The organism is Roseateles sp. P1_C6, assembly GCF_056406315.1.
On record NZ_JBFUAK010000009.1, the window covers coordinates 48,143 to 62,823 of the forward strand.

9 protein-coding genes are annotated in these 14,681 nt (G+C 70.0%); 2 read left to right on the forward strand and 7 right to left on the reverse strand.

Features of this window, described 5'->3' with window-relative positions:
- Positions 1–30: 30 nt before the first annotated feature.
- Positions 31–888, reverse strand: a complete 858-nt coding sequence (locus AC1D29_RS19870; RefSeq protein WP_477900604.1) for a LysR substrate-binding domain-containing protein — start codon at positions 886–888, stop codon at positions 31–33.
- A gap of 112 nt (positions 889–1,000) precedes the next feature.
- Here AC1D29_RS19870 and AC1D29_RS19875 point away from each other — a divergent pair, with 112 nt between their 5' ends.
- Positions 1,001–1,624, forward strand: a complete 624-nt coding sequence (locus AC1D29_RS19875) for a hypothetical protein (protein ID WP_477900606.1) — start codon at positions 1,001–1,003, stop codon at positions 1,622–1,624.
- A gap of 3 nt (positions 1,625–1,627) precedes the next feature.
- Here the strand turns inward: AC1D29_RS19875 and AC1D29_RS19880 are convergent, their stop codons facing one another.
- The 3 genes from AC1D29_RS19880 to AC1D29_RS19890 are packed head-to-tail and all read right to left on the reverse strand — an operon-like array spanning position 1,628 to position 6,722.
- Positions 1,628–3,466 (reverse strand): glycoside hydrolase family 13 protein, encoded by a 1,839-nt coding sequence (locus tag AC1D29_RS19880; protein ID WP_477900608.1) that lies wholly within the window; start codon positions 3,464–3,466, stop codon positions 1,628–1,630.
- Complete coding sequence (locus AC1D29_RS19885; RefSeq protein ID WP_477900610.1) at positions 3,463–5,067, reverse strand: alpha-amylase family glycosyl hydrolase; 1,605 nt, start codon at positions 5,065–5,067, stop codon at positions 3,463–3,465. The genes AC1D29_RS19880 and AC1D29_RS19885 overlap by 4 nt, the downstream gene beginning before the upstream one ends.
- A gap of 5 nt (positions 5,068–5,072) precedes the next feature.
- The gene (locus tag AC1D29_RS19890; RefSeq protein WP_477900612.1) at positions 5,073–6,722 is read right to left on the reverse strand and encodes an alpha-amylase family glycosyl hydrolase; all 1,650 of its coding nucleotides are present in this window, start codon (positions 6,720–6,722) and stop codon (positions 5,073–5,075) included.
- Between the two features lie 117 nt (positions 6,723–6,839).
- On the opposite strand from AC1D29_RS19890, the gene AC1D29_RS19895 reads away from it, so the two are divergent.
- On the forward strand, positions 6,840–9,545 hold the full coding sequence (locus AC1D29_RS19895; protein ID WP_477900614.1) for an alpha-1,6-glucosidase domain-containing protein: 2,706 nt from the start codon (positions 6,840–6,842) through the stop codon (positions 9,543–9,545).
- On the opposite strand, the gene AC1D29_RS19900 is transcribed toward AC1D29_RS19895, so the two are convergent.
- From AC1D29_RS19900 to pulA, 3 genes are all read right to left on the reverse strand, one after another.
- Complete coding sequence (locus AC1D29_RS19900) at positions 9,542–10,312, reverse strand: substrate-binding periplasmic protein (protein WP_477900616.1); 771 nt, start codon at positions 10,310–10,312, stop codon at positions 9,542–9,544. The two genes, AC1D29_RS19895 and AC1D29_RS19900, sit on opposite strands and share 4 nt — an antisense overlap.
- A gap of 75 nt (positions 10,313–10,387) precedes the next feature.
- Complete coding sequence (locus AC1D29_RS19905; RefSeq protein WP_477900618.1) at positions 10,388–10,951, reverse strand: PEP-CTERM sorting domain-containing protein; 564 nt, start codon at positions 10,949–10,951, stop codon at positions 10,388–10,390.
- Between the two features lie 10 nt (positions 10,952–10,961).
- Positions 10,962–14,567, reverse strand: coding sequence for a pullulanase-type alpha-1,6-glucosidase (pulA, locus tag AC1D29_RS19910; protein ID WP_477900620.1), 3,606 nt, complete (start codon positions 14,565–14,567; stop codon positions 10,962–10,964).
- Positions 14,568–14,681: the final 114 nt, after the last annotated feature.

The following is a 14,681-nucleotide window of genomic DNA, read 5'->3' on the forward strand; positions in this document are numbered from 1 at the left end:
TGCATGCCCCGCGGATCGGTTTTGGGGAACTCAGCCGTCGCCAGGAAGCTGCGCGCGCAGCCACTGCACGAAATGCGGCGGTTCGGCGCCGCGCGGCCACAGCAGCCAGTAGCGCTCGGGGCCGCTGACCCGCGCCGTGAAGGGCGCCAGCAGGTCACGGCGGGCCAGCAAGTCGGTGAACAGCGCGGGCGACAGCAGCGCCACACCCAGGCCCTGGACGGCGGCGCGGGCTTCGAGCTCGTAGCTGGGGAAACGTGTCGCGACGAAGCGGGGTTTCGCATCGGCTCGGCCGGCGAGGGCGAACCAGGCCGGCCAGCGCGGGTCGGGGATCAGCGGCAGCGCCAACAGCGCATCGACGCTCCAGCGGCGCCGCCGGCCGGCGAGCCCGGGGCTGAGCATGGGCGTGCCTTCCTCGGCCAGCAGCGGCGCGGCTTCATAGCCGGGCCAGGGGCCGGTGCCGCTGCGGATGGCGACGTCAAAGCGACCGGGGCCCGTGAGGGCGGCGCTGGCGTCCAGCTCGATCGCGTCGGCGCCGGGCAGCGCCTGGTAGGCCGCCAGCCGCGGCACGAGCCAGCAGGCGGCAAAGGTCGGCGCGCAGGTGACACGCAGCGGCGGCTTTGCGCGCCGGCAGTCGTCCAGCGCCGATTGCATCTGCGCGAGCGCCGCATCGATGTCCCGTGCCAGTGCCAGTGCCCGTTCGGTCACGACGAGACGCGGGCCATGGCGGCTGAAGAGCTGCACACCGATCTGTGCCTGCAGTGCCCGCATGCGTTGGCTGACGGCCGTGGGCGTGATGGCGAGCTCGTCCGCCGCGCGCGTGAAGTTGCCGTGGCGCACGCAGGCGGCGAAGACGCGCAGGGATTCAAGTGGCAGGGGCGGCTGTGCCATGGCTTGCTTGGGGCGGCATCTGAAGCGCAGGTTCAGGTGACCTGCAGCAATCATCGTTTTGCGCCGCCATGCCCGCTGCCTAGAGTGCGTCGCAACGCAAGGAGACGCAGGCATGAACGACCCCCTCATCATCGCTTCACCGCGGGCCTGGCTGGCCACGCTCGCCTGCGCGTTGGCCGCGGGCTTCGCACCTGCCGCCAGTGCCGCGCTGCCGCCGGGCTACACGATGGCGCGGACCGGCGACGTGCGCGACTTCGACTACTTCGCCGGCGGCTGGCGCGCCCAGCAGCGGCGGCTGAAGGCGCGCGGCGTTGGCAGCACGGAGTGGTATGAATTCCCGACCGTGCTGTGCATGACGCCCTACCTCGGCCACCTCGTCACGGTGGACGAGTTGCACATGCCGACGCTGGGCCGCTCCGGCCTGTCGCTGCGGACCTTTGACGTGCACAAGCGTCAGTGGTCCATCTACTGGGTCAGCAGCGCGACCGGCAAGCTGGACCCGATCCCCACGGTGGGTGGCTTCCAGGGCAGCCACGGCGAGTTCTACGCCGAGGACGAGGACGAGGGCCGGCCGGTCAAGGTGCGCTACATCTGGGACAAGCTGGACGCCGACCACGCGCGCTGGCAGCAGGCCTTCTCCTACGACGACAGCACCTGGGAGACCAACTGGACGGCCGAATTCACGCGTGGCGATGCGGGCCAGCTCTGCGATCGCGGCCAGCCGCGCCGGCCCTAGCCCTCAGCGCGTGAGTTCGAGGATGAGCGGCGCGCGCGCCGGCACGTGGATGGCCGTGCCGATGCTGAAGGACTGGCCGCCCAGCACGTCGCGCGCACGGTCGCCGGGCCGCACGCGCTCCGCAAAGCGCGCGGTCGCCAGCTCGACCGGCTTGGCGTTCTTGTTCAGCACCACCATGACCGCCCGCCCCGCGTCGTAGCGGAAGAACACGTACACGCCATCCAACGGCGCGTACTGCATCAGCGCGCCGTCGTGGATGACGCCCGCGCCCTTGCGCCAGGTGAAGAGCCGCCGCACCCAGTCCTGCATGTCGCGTTGCTCGGCCGTCAGGCCTGCGCCCGTGAAGGCGTTGACTGCATCGCCTGGCCAGCCGCCCGGCATGTCGGCGCGCACGCGGCCGTCGTCGCGCTCGGTGGGGCTCTGCATCAGCAGCTCGCTGCCGTAGAAGACCTGCGGGATGCGCCGCGTCGTGGCCAGGTAGGCCAGCGCGATCTTGGCCAGACCCACGTCGCGCTTGAGCACCGAGAACAGCCGTGGCGTGTCGTGGTTGCCGTCGAACAGCACCAGGTTGGCCGGGTCGGGGTAGACGAAGTCATGCGCCAGGCCCTCGTAGAGCTTGGTCAGGCCGGTGTGGGGGCCGTCGGTCTCCAGCAGCCCGGCGAGCAGGTTGGTCTGCATCGGGAAGTCCATCAGGCTGGGCGCGTGGGACACATAGCCGTCGTGGTTGCGCTTGCCGCGCTGCCAGTAGGACACGACGGCCGGGTGCGGGCTCCACTCCTCGCCGACGATGTTCAGCTGCGGGTACTCCTGCATGACACGGGCCGACCAGCGGGTCAGGAAGTCGCGGTCGGAGTAGGAGTAGGTGTCGGTGCGGATGCCCGACAGACCGTAGTTCTCTATCCACCACAGCGTCATCTGCGTGAGATACGTCGCCAGTTCGGGCCGTCGCTGGTTCAGGTCCGGCATGCCGGGCACGAACCAGCCGTCGGTGAAGCGCTGGCGGTCGCTGGGCGCGGCGTAGGGGTCTTGCAGCGTCATGCGCGCGTGGTGCGTTTCCGTGTAGCCCGCAGGCCATTGGTTGACCCAGTCCGGCGCGGGCAGGTCGGCCATCCACCAGTGGCCGCCGCCGATGTGGTTGAGCACGATGTCCTGGATGACGCCGACGCCCTTGGCTTTGGCTTCGGCCACGTAGGCGCCGAAGTCGTCATTCGTGCCGAAGCGCGGGTCGACACGATAGAAGTCGGTCGCTGCGTAGCCGTGATAGCTGTACTTGGCGCTGTTGTTCTCCACCAGCGGCGTCGGCCAGACCTGCGTGAAGCCCAGGCCAGCGATGTAGTCCAGGTGCTGGCGCATGCCGGCCAGGTCGCCGCCATGGCGGCCGCTGTCATCGGCGCGGTTGACGCCTTCCTTCATGTCGGCCTGCTTGCCGCTGCCATTCGAACCCTTGGCGAAGCGGTCCGGCACGACGAGGTAGATCGCATCCTTGGGGCCGAAGCCCTGGCGCTCGGCCGAGCCGCGCGCGCGGGCCAGCAGCGGGTAGCGCAGCGTCTTGCCGGCAATGTTCAGCACGAGCTCACCGGGCTTGGCATCGGGCGCGATGTCGAGGTCGATGAAGAGGTAGTTGGCGCTGGTGGCGCGGTGGCTGGCTTTGAGCGCAACGCCTGGGTAGGCGGCCAGCGTGGGCTTGGCATCGGCGATGCCGGCGCCGTGCAGCATCAGCTGCAGGGAGGTGTCGCGCATGCCGACCCACCAGTGGGGCGGTTCGACGCGGCGCGTTGGCTCGGCGGCCATCGTGGGCAGGCTCATCAGCAGGGCAGTGGCAAAAGTGATCAGGGCTTTCATCGCGGCTCCAGGCGGTAGACGCGCAAGGACAGCGGCGGCAGCGTCGCGCGGGCGCGCGATGCGGCGGCGTGCTTCGGGTACAGCGGGCGGGCGCCGGCCGGCAGGTCGACGGCGGCCGGCGTGTCGCCGTAGTTGATGGCGACCAGCACGCGCTCGCTGCCCTGCACGCGCTGGAAGTGCCAGACCTGGCCCTCGACCTTGTCGGCTTCGTAGCGGCCCAGCGTCAGCGCAGGCGACGCGTGGCGCAGCGCGATCAGCTCGCGGTAGAAGTTGAACAGCGAACCCGCGTCGCGCTGCTGCGTGTCAGCGTTGTTGCGGCTGCGGTTCAGCGACAGCGGGCGGAAGGGCTTGTCGCTGGCGCTGAATCCGCCGGCGGGCGTCCAGCTCATCGGCGCGCGCAGCGGCGCATCGTCCTGGGCGTTCTTGCCGTCGATGCCGGCCAGGCCGATCTCCTCGCCGTAGTAGACGAAGGGCGTGCCGGGCAGCAGCAGGTAGCTGGCGGCCGCCAGCCGGTAGCGCGCCTCGTCGCCGTGCAACTGGTCCCACACGCGCTGGCCGGTGAAGATGTCGTGGTTGTGCAGGAAGGTCGCCATCGTGGGCGACATCGCGCGGTAGTAGTCGGCCACCTTCTGCACCGCCGCGGCGTCGCCCTTGGCCGCCTTCATCAGCTCGTAGTTCTGGTTGAACGCGAAGGCGCCGCCGCACAGGCCCGGGTCACCGTAGGCGATGGGCTCGGCCGTGGCCTCGCAGACGACGTAGCGGCTGGGATAGCTCTTGATCAAGTCCTGGAACTGCTTGGTCAGCACACGGCTTTCGGGCTGGTCGTTCCAGTCCTTGGCGTTGTTCTCGATCAGGTGCGGCACGGCGTCCAGCCGGTAGCCGTCCAGGCCGCGGTTGAGCCAGAAGCGCAGCGAGTCCTCGTGGTACTGCACGACGGCCGGGTTGCGCAGGTTGAAGTCGGGCATGTGCGGCCCGAAGGTGCCGAAGAAGATGTCGGGCGAGCCGGGCTTGATGGGCGGCAGGTCCTTCCATTCGCCGGTCCAGTCCCAGGGCTTGGCGGCGCCGTCGTACCAGGGGTATTTGCCCCAGATGTCCCAGCCCGGGCCGGGCTCGGGGTTCCAGACGAACCAGCTGCGCCAGGGGCTGTTGCGGTCGGCCAGGGCTTGCTGGAAGGGCGGGAACTGCCAGGACGCGTGGTTGATGACGTAGTCCATGACGATGCCGATGCCGCGCTTGTGCGCCTCGCGGATCAGTTCGTCGAAGTCGGCCAGCGTGCCGTACTGCGGCTCGATGCTGCGGAAATCGGTCGTCGCGTAACCATGGTCGTGGTCGGAGCTGGCGGTGATGGGCATCAGCCACAGGCCGCTGACGCCCAGCTTCTTCAGGTAGTCCAGCCGGCTCGTCAGGCCCTTCAGGTCGCCGATGCCATCGCCATCGCTGTCCCGGTAGCCGCGCACGAAGACTTCCATGAGCACGCCCTTCTGCCAGTTCGCGGGCAGGGCGCTGGCGCGGGGTTGAGGCGGCACGGGGCGGGTGTCGATCTGGGCCTGGGCCAGGCCGGCCGTGGCCAGCGCGAGGGTGAGCAGGAGTCGCTTGGGCATGACGGTCAGCGGGTGTGGGTGTAGACGCGCAGGGACTGCGCGGGGACGGTGATGCGCGCCTGGCCGGTGGCGTCGCTGCCGGCCTTGGCGCTTGTTGTCGGGTAGGCGGCCTGCAGCGTCGTGTTGGCCGGCAGGCCGTTCAAGGCGGCCTCGGCCGGCGCGTTGCCGAAGTTGATCAGCACGACGGCGCCCTGGGAAGCGGCGTGGCGCTGGTAGCTCAGCAGCGTGCCGCTGGCGCTGGGGTTGACGTAGTCGCCGTCGTGCAGCGCCGGCAGGCCGTTGCGCAGAGCCAGCAGCGTGCGGTAGTGGTTCAGCAGCGAATCCGCGTCGGCCAGCTGGGCGGCGACATGGTTTGTCGACGCATTGGCCGCCAGCGCCCGATAGGGCGTGCCGGTCGTGAAGCCGGCGGTCGCGCCGGTGCTCCAGGCCATCGGCGTGCGCAGTGCCGCGTCGCCACTCAGCGTGGCGGCACCGCGCAGGCCGATCTCTTCGCCGTAGTAGATGAAGGGCGTGCCCGGCAGCAGCAGGTAGGCGCTGGCCGCGAGCTTGAGCTGGGCCACGTCGCCGCCGAGCTGGTCGGCCGGGCGCTGGCCGGCAAAGCCGTCGTGGTTGGACAGGAAGGGCGACATGCCGGCCGGCGCCGTCCTGAAGTAGTTGGCCAGCGCCGCCACCGACGTCGCCTGGCCGCGCGCGGCACCGATCAGCGCCGCCTGCAGGTCGAAGGCGAACGCGCCGCCGCAGGCCGACGCCGCGCCGAAGCCCTGCGGGTCGGCCGGCCCTTCGCAGACCATGGTGCGGCGCGCATAGCCGTTGAGCAACTGGCGCACCTCGTTCATCAGCGTGTAGTTGCGCGGCTGGTTCTCCCAGGCGCCAGGGCCGTGCTCGACCAGGTTGCCGACCGCGTCGAAGCGGAAGCCGTCCACGCCGCGGTTCAGCCAGAAGCGCAGCGCGTTCTTGTGGAAGTCGACGACCTCGGTCTTCAGCAGGTTGAAGTCGGGCATCTGGTCCGAGAACGGCGCGTAGTAGGCGCCGTTGGCCGTGCTGCGCCAGGGGTTGCCGCCGTAGATGCTCCAGCCGCTGGGCGCCGGGTTCTGCCACACGTACCAGTCACGCCAGGGGTTGGTGGCGGCATCCTTGGCGTTGACGAACAGCGGGTGCTGGGCGGCGCTGTGGTTGATGACGTGGTCGAGGATGACGCCCATGCCGCGCGCATGCGCCTGCTTCAGCAGTTCGTCCAGGTCGGCCAGGCGGCCGTAGGCGGGCTCGGTGTCGCGGTAGTCGGTCACCGCATAGCCATGGTCGCCGTCCTGGCTCTTGGTGATGGGCATCAGCCACAGGCCGCTGACGCCGAGGTCCTTCAGGTAGTCCAGGCGGCTGATGAGGCCGCGCAGGTCGCCGATGCCGTCGCCGTCGCTGTCCTGGTAGCTGCGCACGAAGACCTGCATGAAGGCGCCGCGCTGCCAGCCTTCGGGCAGCGTGCTGCCGGGGTCGGCCGCGGTGACGGCGCCGATGTCGGGCGCGGGCAATGCCAAGGGGGCCGGAGCAGGCGCCGGCAGTGGCGCGGCACTGCCCGACCCGCCACCGCCGCAGGCCGCCAGCGCCCACAGGGTCAGCGTGGCGGCGGCTTGCCAAACTTGGTTGATGAAGCGATTCATGTAATCAAACTACTCAACGAATCGGCGCGAGCATAGCGAGTTCCAATTGGAAAGCGCCATGGGGATTTCGATGAATGTAGTTTTGCTACTATTTCGAAACAACGAAAGGAGACCTTGATGCCATCCCGTCCGATGCTGTGCGTGCTGCTGGGCATGACCTTGATCGCCACCACGGCGCGGGCGGGTGATCTCGACGATTGCAATGCCGAAGTGCCGGTGCCGCCTGCGGGGGCCAAGGCCTTGTCCGAGGCCTACTGGCTGGACGCGCGGACCGTGCAATGGCCGGGGTTGAGGCTGCGGGCCGGCGAGCGCCTGCGCCTGCATCACGCAAAGGCCGCGGGTCTGCAGGCCGCGGTGGGCGAAGCGGTGGCCGGGGCTGACGGCGCCCTCGAGTTGGCACCCAGCACGGCCGCGCTGCCGGCGCGCCTGCGCTTCATCGGCGACGGGCCGCGCTTTGCGGTCGCGGCGGGCGTGGACGTTGCCGCGCTGCTGCGCGAGCAACTGCTGCTGGTGCACGAAGCGGCGGACGGACGCGTCATCGCGGCCACCGGCCTGCAGATCGCCGGCGCCTTGGATGACTTGTACGTGGCGGCGGAACAACTGCCCGACCTGGGCGCGCAGCCTGGCAAGGCCAGAACGCGCTTTGCCGTCTGGGCGCCCACGGCCCAGCGCGTCGTGCTGTGCCGGCACATCGACACCGCATCCCCGGCGGTCGCCGCCGAGGCGATGCGCTTGGACGCCGCCACCGGCACGTGGCGCGCCGAGCTGCCGGGCGACCTGAGCGGCCAGGCCTACCGCTACCTCGTCGATGTCGTTACGCCCACCCATGGCCGCGTGCGCAACCTCGTCACCGACCCCTACTCGGTCGCGCTGACGGCGGACTCGCGGCTCAGCGTCGTCGCCGACCTGGCGTCACCGATGCTGAAGCCGCGCGGCTGGGATGCCGCGCCGCGCCCGACCCGCGTGAAAGCCGCGACCGACCAGGTCATCTACGAGCTGCACGTGCGCGACTTCTCCATCAGCGACACGAGCGTGCGCCCGGCCTGGCGTGGCAAATACCTGGCCTTCACGGAGGGTGCGTCGAGCGGCATGAGGCACCTGAAGGCGCTGGCCAAGGCGGGCATGACGGACGTGCACCTGCTGCCCGTGTTCGACCTCGCCAGCGTGCCCGAGCTGGGCTGCAAGACGCCCACGGTGCCGGCGGCGCCCGCCGACAGCGACGCGCAGCAGGCGGCCGTGATGGCCGTGGCCGCGGACGACTGCTTCAACTGGGGCTACGACCCCTGGCATTTCAACGCGCCCGAGGGCAGCTTCGCGACCGACCCGCTGAAGCGCGTCGTCGAGTTGCGCCAGATGGTGATGGCGTTGCACCAGGCCGGGCTGCGCGTGGGCATGGACATGGTCTACAACCACATGTCCGCAGCCGGGCAGGCGCAGAAGTCGGTGCTGGACCGCCTGGTGCCGGGCTACTACCACCGCCTCAACGCCAAGGGCGAGATCGAGCGCTCGACCTGCTGCGACAACACGGCCACCGAGCACCGCATGATGGCCAAGCTGATGATCGACTCGGCGGCGCTGTGGGTGCGCGAATACAAGATCGACTCGATGCGCTTCGACCTGATGGGGCACCAGCCGCGCGCGGCGATGGAGCGGCTGCAACAGCGCGTCAACGCCGAGGCTGGCCGGCCCGTGCAGCTGCTGGGCGAGGGCTGGAACTTTGGCGAGGTGGCCAACGGCGCGCGCTTCGTGCAGGCCTCGCAGCTGAGCCTGAACGGCAGCGGCATCGGCTCGTTCAGCGACCGTGGGCGTGACGCGGCGCGCGGCGGCAGCGCGGGCGAGGGCGGTGACGACAGCGTGCGCCGCCAGGGCTGGCTCAACGGGCTGGTCTACGCGCCCAATGCGCTGGCGGCATTGACGCCGGCGAAGCCCGAGGAGTTGCTGGCGGCGGCCGACATGGTCCGCATCGGCCTCGCCGGCTCGCTGCGCGGCTATGAGCTGAGGACCTGGCGCGGCGAGACCCGGCGCCTGGAGCAGATCGCCTACGGCGACCAGCCGGCCGGTTTTGCCAGCGAGCCCGGCGAGGTTGTGAACTACGTGGAGAACCACGACAACCAGACGCTGTTCGACGTCAACGCACTGAAGCTGCCGCGCGACACCCCGCGCGCGGACCGCGCCCGCGTGCAGATGCTGGGCGCGGCGCTGGTGGCGTTCAGCCAGGGCGTGGCCTACTTCCACGCCGGCCAGGACATCCTGCGCAGCAAGAGCATGGACCGCAACAGCTACGACTCCGGTGACTGGTTCAACCGGCTGGACTGGACCTACCAGACCAACCATTTCGGCACCGGCCTGCCGCCGAAGCAGGACAACTTTGGCAAGGACGGCCGCGACTGGGCGCTGGCCCGCGAGCGCCTGGCCGACTCGTCCATCGCGCCCGGCCCGGCCGAGATCGCCTGGGCGCGCGACGTCTTCCGCGACCTGCTGAAGATCCGCGCCAGCACGCCGCTGCTGCGGCTGGCCAGCGCGGCAGAGATCCAGAAACGGGTCAGCTTCCCCGGCAGCGGCGCGGGCCAGAACCCCGTGCTGGTCGCGACGCGCATCGACGGCCGCGGCCTGCCCCATGCCGGCTTCAAGGCCGTGATGACGCTGATCAACGTGGCGCCGACGGCCCAGGCGCTGGCGCTGCCCGACGAGGCCAAGGCGGGCTGGGTGTTGCACCCGGTGCAGCGCCAGGGTGCCGATGCGCGCGTGAAGCGCGAGGCGCGCTTCCAGGCCGGGCGGTTCGAGGTGCCGGCGCGCAGCGCGGCGGTTTTCGTCTTGAACTAGCGCAAGTCTTCCGGCCTGAACTTCAGGCCGTAGCGCTTGAACAAGCGCTCCACGCTGCCGTCCGCCAGCAGGGCCTCGTGTGCGTGCTGCAGCCGCGCCTGTTCGGCCTCGGTGATGCCGCCTTGCGCGGCCAGCCAGATGTCGGCGGACTCCAGCGTCAGCCCTGTCTGCAGCAGCGCCAGGTTGCGGCCGCTGCGTCGCCAGGCGTCGGTGTGTATCAGTTCGCTGCCGTAGAGCGCGTCGACGAGGCCGCGCTCCAGCGCGCGCTGCATGTCGGCCACGCTGGTCGACTGGTAGACCCGCCCCGGCTGCACGCCTTGCTTTTGCAACTGGTCGAGGTTGGACGAGCCGCGCAGGCAGGCGATGCGCAGGCGGCGTGCCTGTTCTGCAGTTTCCACGCGCGGCTTGCCGGCCAGCGTGATGAAGGTGAAGCGCTGTGCGTAGAGCTTCACCAGCCACTGGAATCGCGCCTCGCGCTCGGGCGTGCGGTTGAGCGGCACGATGAGCGTGCGCGGCTTGTCGCCCGCCAGCAGCATCGCGCGGGCCCAGGGATAGAACTCAGGCTGCGCAGCCAGGTCGGCCTGCCTGAGCATGGCCTCCACCAGGTCCAGCAGCACACCGCGCTGGCCGGGCTCGCCCGGCATCGTCATCGGTGGCAGGTCGCTGGTGACCAGTGTCAGCGCGGTCGGGGGCTGGGCTGACGGCGAGGTCCAGGGCCAGGTCAGCGCAGGCAGGAGGGTGAGGGTGTTGCGGCGGCTAGGTTGCACCGCAGCATCCTCTCAGCGTCGGGCTAACGCCGCAAGTGCGATGCGCGGCCGTCGGTTTATTTTTGTGAACGCCGTTCAGCCACGTCGTGCGCGGCGCGCCTGCAGGCCCACGAGGCCCAGGCCCAGCACAGCCAGCGCGGCGCTGGCGGGCTCGGGCACGGCCGTCACGCCAAACGTCAGGTTGCCGCTGACCCATTGCCCCTCCGCCACGCCCAGCGCGAAGTCCTTGTGGTCCTCGCTGAACTCGATGCGCAGCAGGCCATCGGCGCCCGCGCCGACGCCCAGGCCCGCCAGGTTCAGCGTGTTGCTGTAATGGCCGATGCCGCTGAAGCCGCCGTCGAGCGCAGCCGGCATGACGGTGAGCAGGTTGGCGCCGCTGGAGTCGCCGAAGCTGACCTGCAGCTCCGACAGGCTGCTGGGCGCGAAGGCGTTCAGCGTCAGCGTCCAGTCCAGCGATGTCAGCACGGTGTTGGCGCCGATGTTGACGAGCCAGACGGTGTTGCCGGCCTCGCCCTGCTGGTTGATGCTTTGCGCGCCGCTGATGTCGACGACGACGCTGGCGGCCTGGGCGGCGGGCGTGGCGAGCAGGCCCGCGAAGGCGAGGGCGGCCGTGGCGGCCAGGTGTTTGAAGTGCTTCATGGCTGGTTTTTCAGTTGGATGCGGCAGGACGGGCAACGAAGACGACGACCGTGCGGGCGGGCAGGCTGAAGGCCCCGGTCGCGCGGTTGAAGCCCGCTTGCGCGGCGCGCTTGTCGGCGGCGCCCGCGGCGGTGTGCACCGGGTGCAGTTCCAGTGCGTGGCCGGCCAGCGCGGGCAGCGTCAGCTGCTTGGCGGTCTTGTCGACGTTGATGAAATAGACCAGTTCGTCGAAGTTGGCGCCCGGGTAGCCGGCACCATTCAGGCGACCGACCAGCACGGTGGCTTCCTGTGTGGAGCCGGTGTTCAGGAACGACAGCCGCGCCTTGATGTCGTCGGCCGTGCGCAGGCGCAGCAGCGTCGTGCTCTTGCGGATGCGCAGAAGGTCGCGGAAGGCGTCGCGCGTCCAGGCGATGTCGGCCGTGGTCGGCTTGATCAGCGCGTTGGTCAGCAGCGGCCGGGCCAGGGCCCAGTTGTCGGCGTTGTCGCGCGAAGGCGGCAGGCCCACGCCGAAGTTGTTGTCGCCGTAGCTCCAGTCCAGGCGGTTGAACCAGTCGCCGCTGTCGTAACTGTTGCGGTCCAGCGACTTGCTGCGCAGCGTGTCCACGCCGGCGTGGAAATAGGCCACGCCCTGGCTGAAGGCATTGATGGCGCTGGCCAGGATCTGCACGCGGGCGCGGTCTTCGCGGCTGGTGTTGGTGGGCAGGCGGAAGGCGTTGTTGTCGAACAGCGTCAGGTTGTCGTGGTTCTCCACGTAGTTGACGACCTCGCCCGGCTCCAGCACCCAGCCAGCCGGGATGCCGCCGACGTCGATCTGGTCCAGGCGCAGGTTGGCGTCCCAGCTGGTCTGCATCTGGAAGCTGCGGATGGAGCCGGCGAGCGACGCCTTCAGGCGGTCGGCCTGCCACATCAGCTCGCCGCGGCTCTGGCCGGACGCGCTGGCGTTGCTGTCGTAGAAGAAGCCGTTCACATAGCCTTGGGACGCGACCAGCGCATTGCCGCTGTCGCAGCAGCCGCCGCCGCGCACCGCGTCGCGGATCAGCGGGTTGAAGCTGCCGATGCCCGAGCCGTTCAGCGACAGCATCTCGGCCTGCACGAAGCGCGCGCCGTTGGCCACTTCGCCGAAGTTCCAGCCCTCGCCGACGATCTGCACGTCGCGGCCGGCGGCGGCCTTGACGCGGGCCTTCAGCGCCTCGAGGACCGCCCTTGGGTGGTGGCCCATGATGTCGAAGCGCAGCGAGCTGATGCGGTAGTCGCGCGTCCACGTGACGGCGGAGTCGATCATCAGCTTGGCCATCATCAGGTTCTCGGCCGCGGTGTTCTCGCAGCAGGTGGAACGCTCGATGCCGCCGCTGGCGTTGTAGCGGAAGTAGTAGCCGGGTACGACCTTGTCGAGCACGGAGGTCGCGTTCTGGCCCGATGACGTGGTGTGGTTGTAGACCACGTCCATGCCCACGCGCAGGCCGGCGGCGTTGAGTGCCTGCACCATGCGGCGGAACTCGACGACGCGGGCGAGCGGGTCGGCCGCGTTGCTCGAATAGCTGCCCTCGGGCGTCGTGAAGTGGTGCGGGTCGTAGCCCCAGTTGAAGCAGTCGGTGCCGGCCGTGGCGCCGACCGCGGCCTGCTGCGCGTCGCTGTCGGCGGCGGCGCTCGGCACGGCAGGCGTCACGCAGCTCTTCTCGTTGACGCTGGCGATGTCGAACACCGGCAGCAGGTGCACGTCGGTCAGGCCCGCGGCGGCCAGCGCCGTGAGGTGGCGCATGCCGTTGGAGTTGGCCTCGCCGAACGCCAGGTACTTGCCGCGCTTGGCGGCGGGCACGCTGGCGTCGTTGATCGAGAAGTCGCGCACGTGCAGCTCGTAGATGCTCAGGTCCGACGGCGCGGCCACGGTGGTGGGCGGCGCGCTGCCGTCCCAGCCGGGTGGCTTGGTGGTGGGGGACTGCAGGTCCACCACCACGCTCTGCTGGCCGCCCAGCGTCAGGCCCAGCGAGTAGGGGTCGGTGACGAGGTTGCGCACCAGGCCCACGCCGCGCACGAAGACCTGCACCTGGTAGCGGTAGCTGGAGCCATGCAGATGGCCGGGCTTGGTGAGGCGCCACACGCCGGTGGCGGCGTCGCGCGTCATCGCGTCGGTGGTCGTGCGGGCCAGCAGCGGCGAGCCGTTGACGGGCGTCGTCAGCACCAGCGACACGTTCTGCGCCGTCGGTGCCCAGACCTTGAAGGTGGTGGCACCATGGTCGATGACGGCGCCCAGGTCGGGCACGTTGTTGGCGGCGGCATAGAGGTCGTCCAGCGCGCCGGCGATCTGCGCGGTGGTGGCGTTCTGCACCTTGCCGTTGGCGTCCTCCTGCACCAGCACGAGCTGCTGCTGGTGCAGCGAAGGCAGGCGGGCCACGTCGGCGGGGCGCACGCTGAACACGGCACCGCTGGCGACGTACTTGAAGCGCAGCGCATCGACCGCCGGCACGGTGCCGGTGAAGGCGTCCAGCGTGATGAAGCCGTCCGCGCCTTGCACGGGAGCGTCGGCGCTGACGCTGATCTGGCCCGTGGCCGAGTGATAGAGCCGCACGCTGCCGGAGGTCGCCATGCGCGGCCACTTCACCAGCGTCTTGTTCAGCCACACGGCGCGGGCGTCGGTGCTGGAGACCTGGCGCAGGTCAGGGGGCGCGGTGTAGACCGTGGCGTCGCGCTCCACCAGCCAGATCTGGCCGACCTGGTTCTGCACCGTCAGCGCCGAGTATTCGACGCGGATGTTGTTGTCGCGGCCGTCCTTGTCGTTCTCGTTGGGCGGCATGCCGTGGATGATGAATTCGAGGCCCTTGCGGTTGACGTCGCCCTGCGGGTTCAGCACGGGGATGTCGAACACCACCTCGCCGTCACCGGCGGCGTAGCCGGGCATCGCGCTCAGCGGCACGGGCTGGTTCCAGACGTCGATGTTGACGCCGGCCGGCAGCGCGGCCGCGTTCAGGCCGCTGCTGCCCCACAGGTGCAGGCCCCAGGCGCTGTAGCCGCCGTCGAAGCGCTTGTAGTGCACGCGCACGGTCTTGATGTCGGGCACCGGCAGCAGCAGCGGGTTGGTCGCGTAGTTGGTGCCGTCGTTCTGCAGGCGCCAGATCTCGTTGGCGCCGGCCTGCAGCACATAGCTCTGGTCGGCACCGCCGTTGTCCTTGTTGTCGCCGTTGTGCAGCAGGAAACCCACCGTGCCGCTGCCCGCGGCCAGCGGCACGTCGTAGTACCCGCCGAAGTCGTCGCTGCCGGCGGCGTTCCAGCCTTCGTTCCAGTTGGGGCTCTGCGCGGCGTTCCAGGTGTGGATCTGCCAGCCGGCATGGTTGCCGTCGGCGCGGCGGTAGTGCACGCGCAGCGACGTGGCCGGTGCACCGGGCGTGGCCACGGCGGCGATTTTGGCGCGCGGCACCTGGCCGGCGGCGGGCAGGGCGGCCAGCAGCGCGACACCGTTCTCATCGGCGGCCGCGGCGGTGCCCACGCTGCTCAAGGCCGCCTGCTCCGGCGCTGCAGTGCCCCCGCCGCCACAGGCCGAAAACAACCCGAACACGCCCAGGGTCATCGCCCCGACCACCCGCCGCGCCTGCCGCGCGAGCCCGTCTGCCCATGTCGTCATGTCCGAGTCTCCTTGGAATTTTGCGCATGCTATTGGAGTAAAACTACATGAGGAAGCTGGTGGAATCCCGCGGCCGTCCGGTGCTTGGTCGTGCGATGTTTGGCAAGCGCAGCC

Bases quoted from the DNA above. Each gene is read 5' to 3' on its own strand.
- AC1D29_RS19890 (WP_477900612.1), bottom strand. From the start codon at position 6,722: ATGAATCGCTTCATCAACCAAGTTTGGCAAGCCGCCGCCACGCTGACC.
- AC1D29_RS19905 (WP_477900618.1), bottom strand. From the start codon at position 10,951: ATGAAGCACTTCAAACACCTGGCCGCCACGGCCGCCCTCGCCTTCGCG.
- AC1D29_RS19875 (WP_477900606.1), top strand. From the start codon at position 1,001: ATGAACGACCCCCTCATCATCGCTTCACCGCGGGCCTGGCTGGCCACG.
- AC1D29_RS19885 (WP_477900610.1), bottom strand. From the start codon at position 5,067: ATGCCCAAGCGACTCCTGCTCACCCTCGCGCTGGCCACGGCCGGCCTG.
- AC1D29_RS19895 (WP_477900614.1), top strand. From the start codon at position 6,840: ATGCCATCCCGTCCGATGCTGTGCGTGCTGCTGGGCATGACCTTGATC.
- AC1D29_RS19880 (WP_477900608.1), bottom strand. From the start codon at position 3,466: ATGAAAGCCCTGATCACTTTTGCCACTGCCCTGCTGATGAGCCTGCCC.
- pulA (WP_477900620.1), bottom strand. From the start codon at position 14,567: ATGACGACATGGGCAGACGGGCTCGCGCGGCAGGCGCGGCGGGTGGTC.
- AC1D29_RS19870 (WP_477900604.1), bottom strand. From the start codon at position 888: ATGGCACAGCCGCCCCTGCCACTTGAATCCCTGCGCGTCTTCGCCGCC.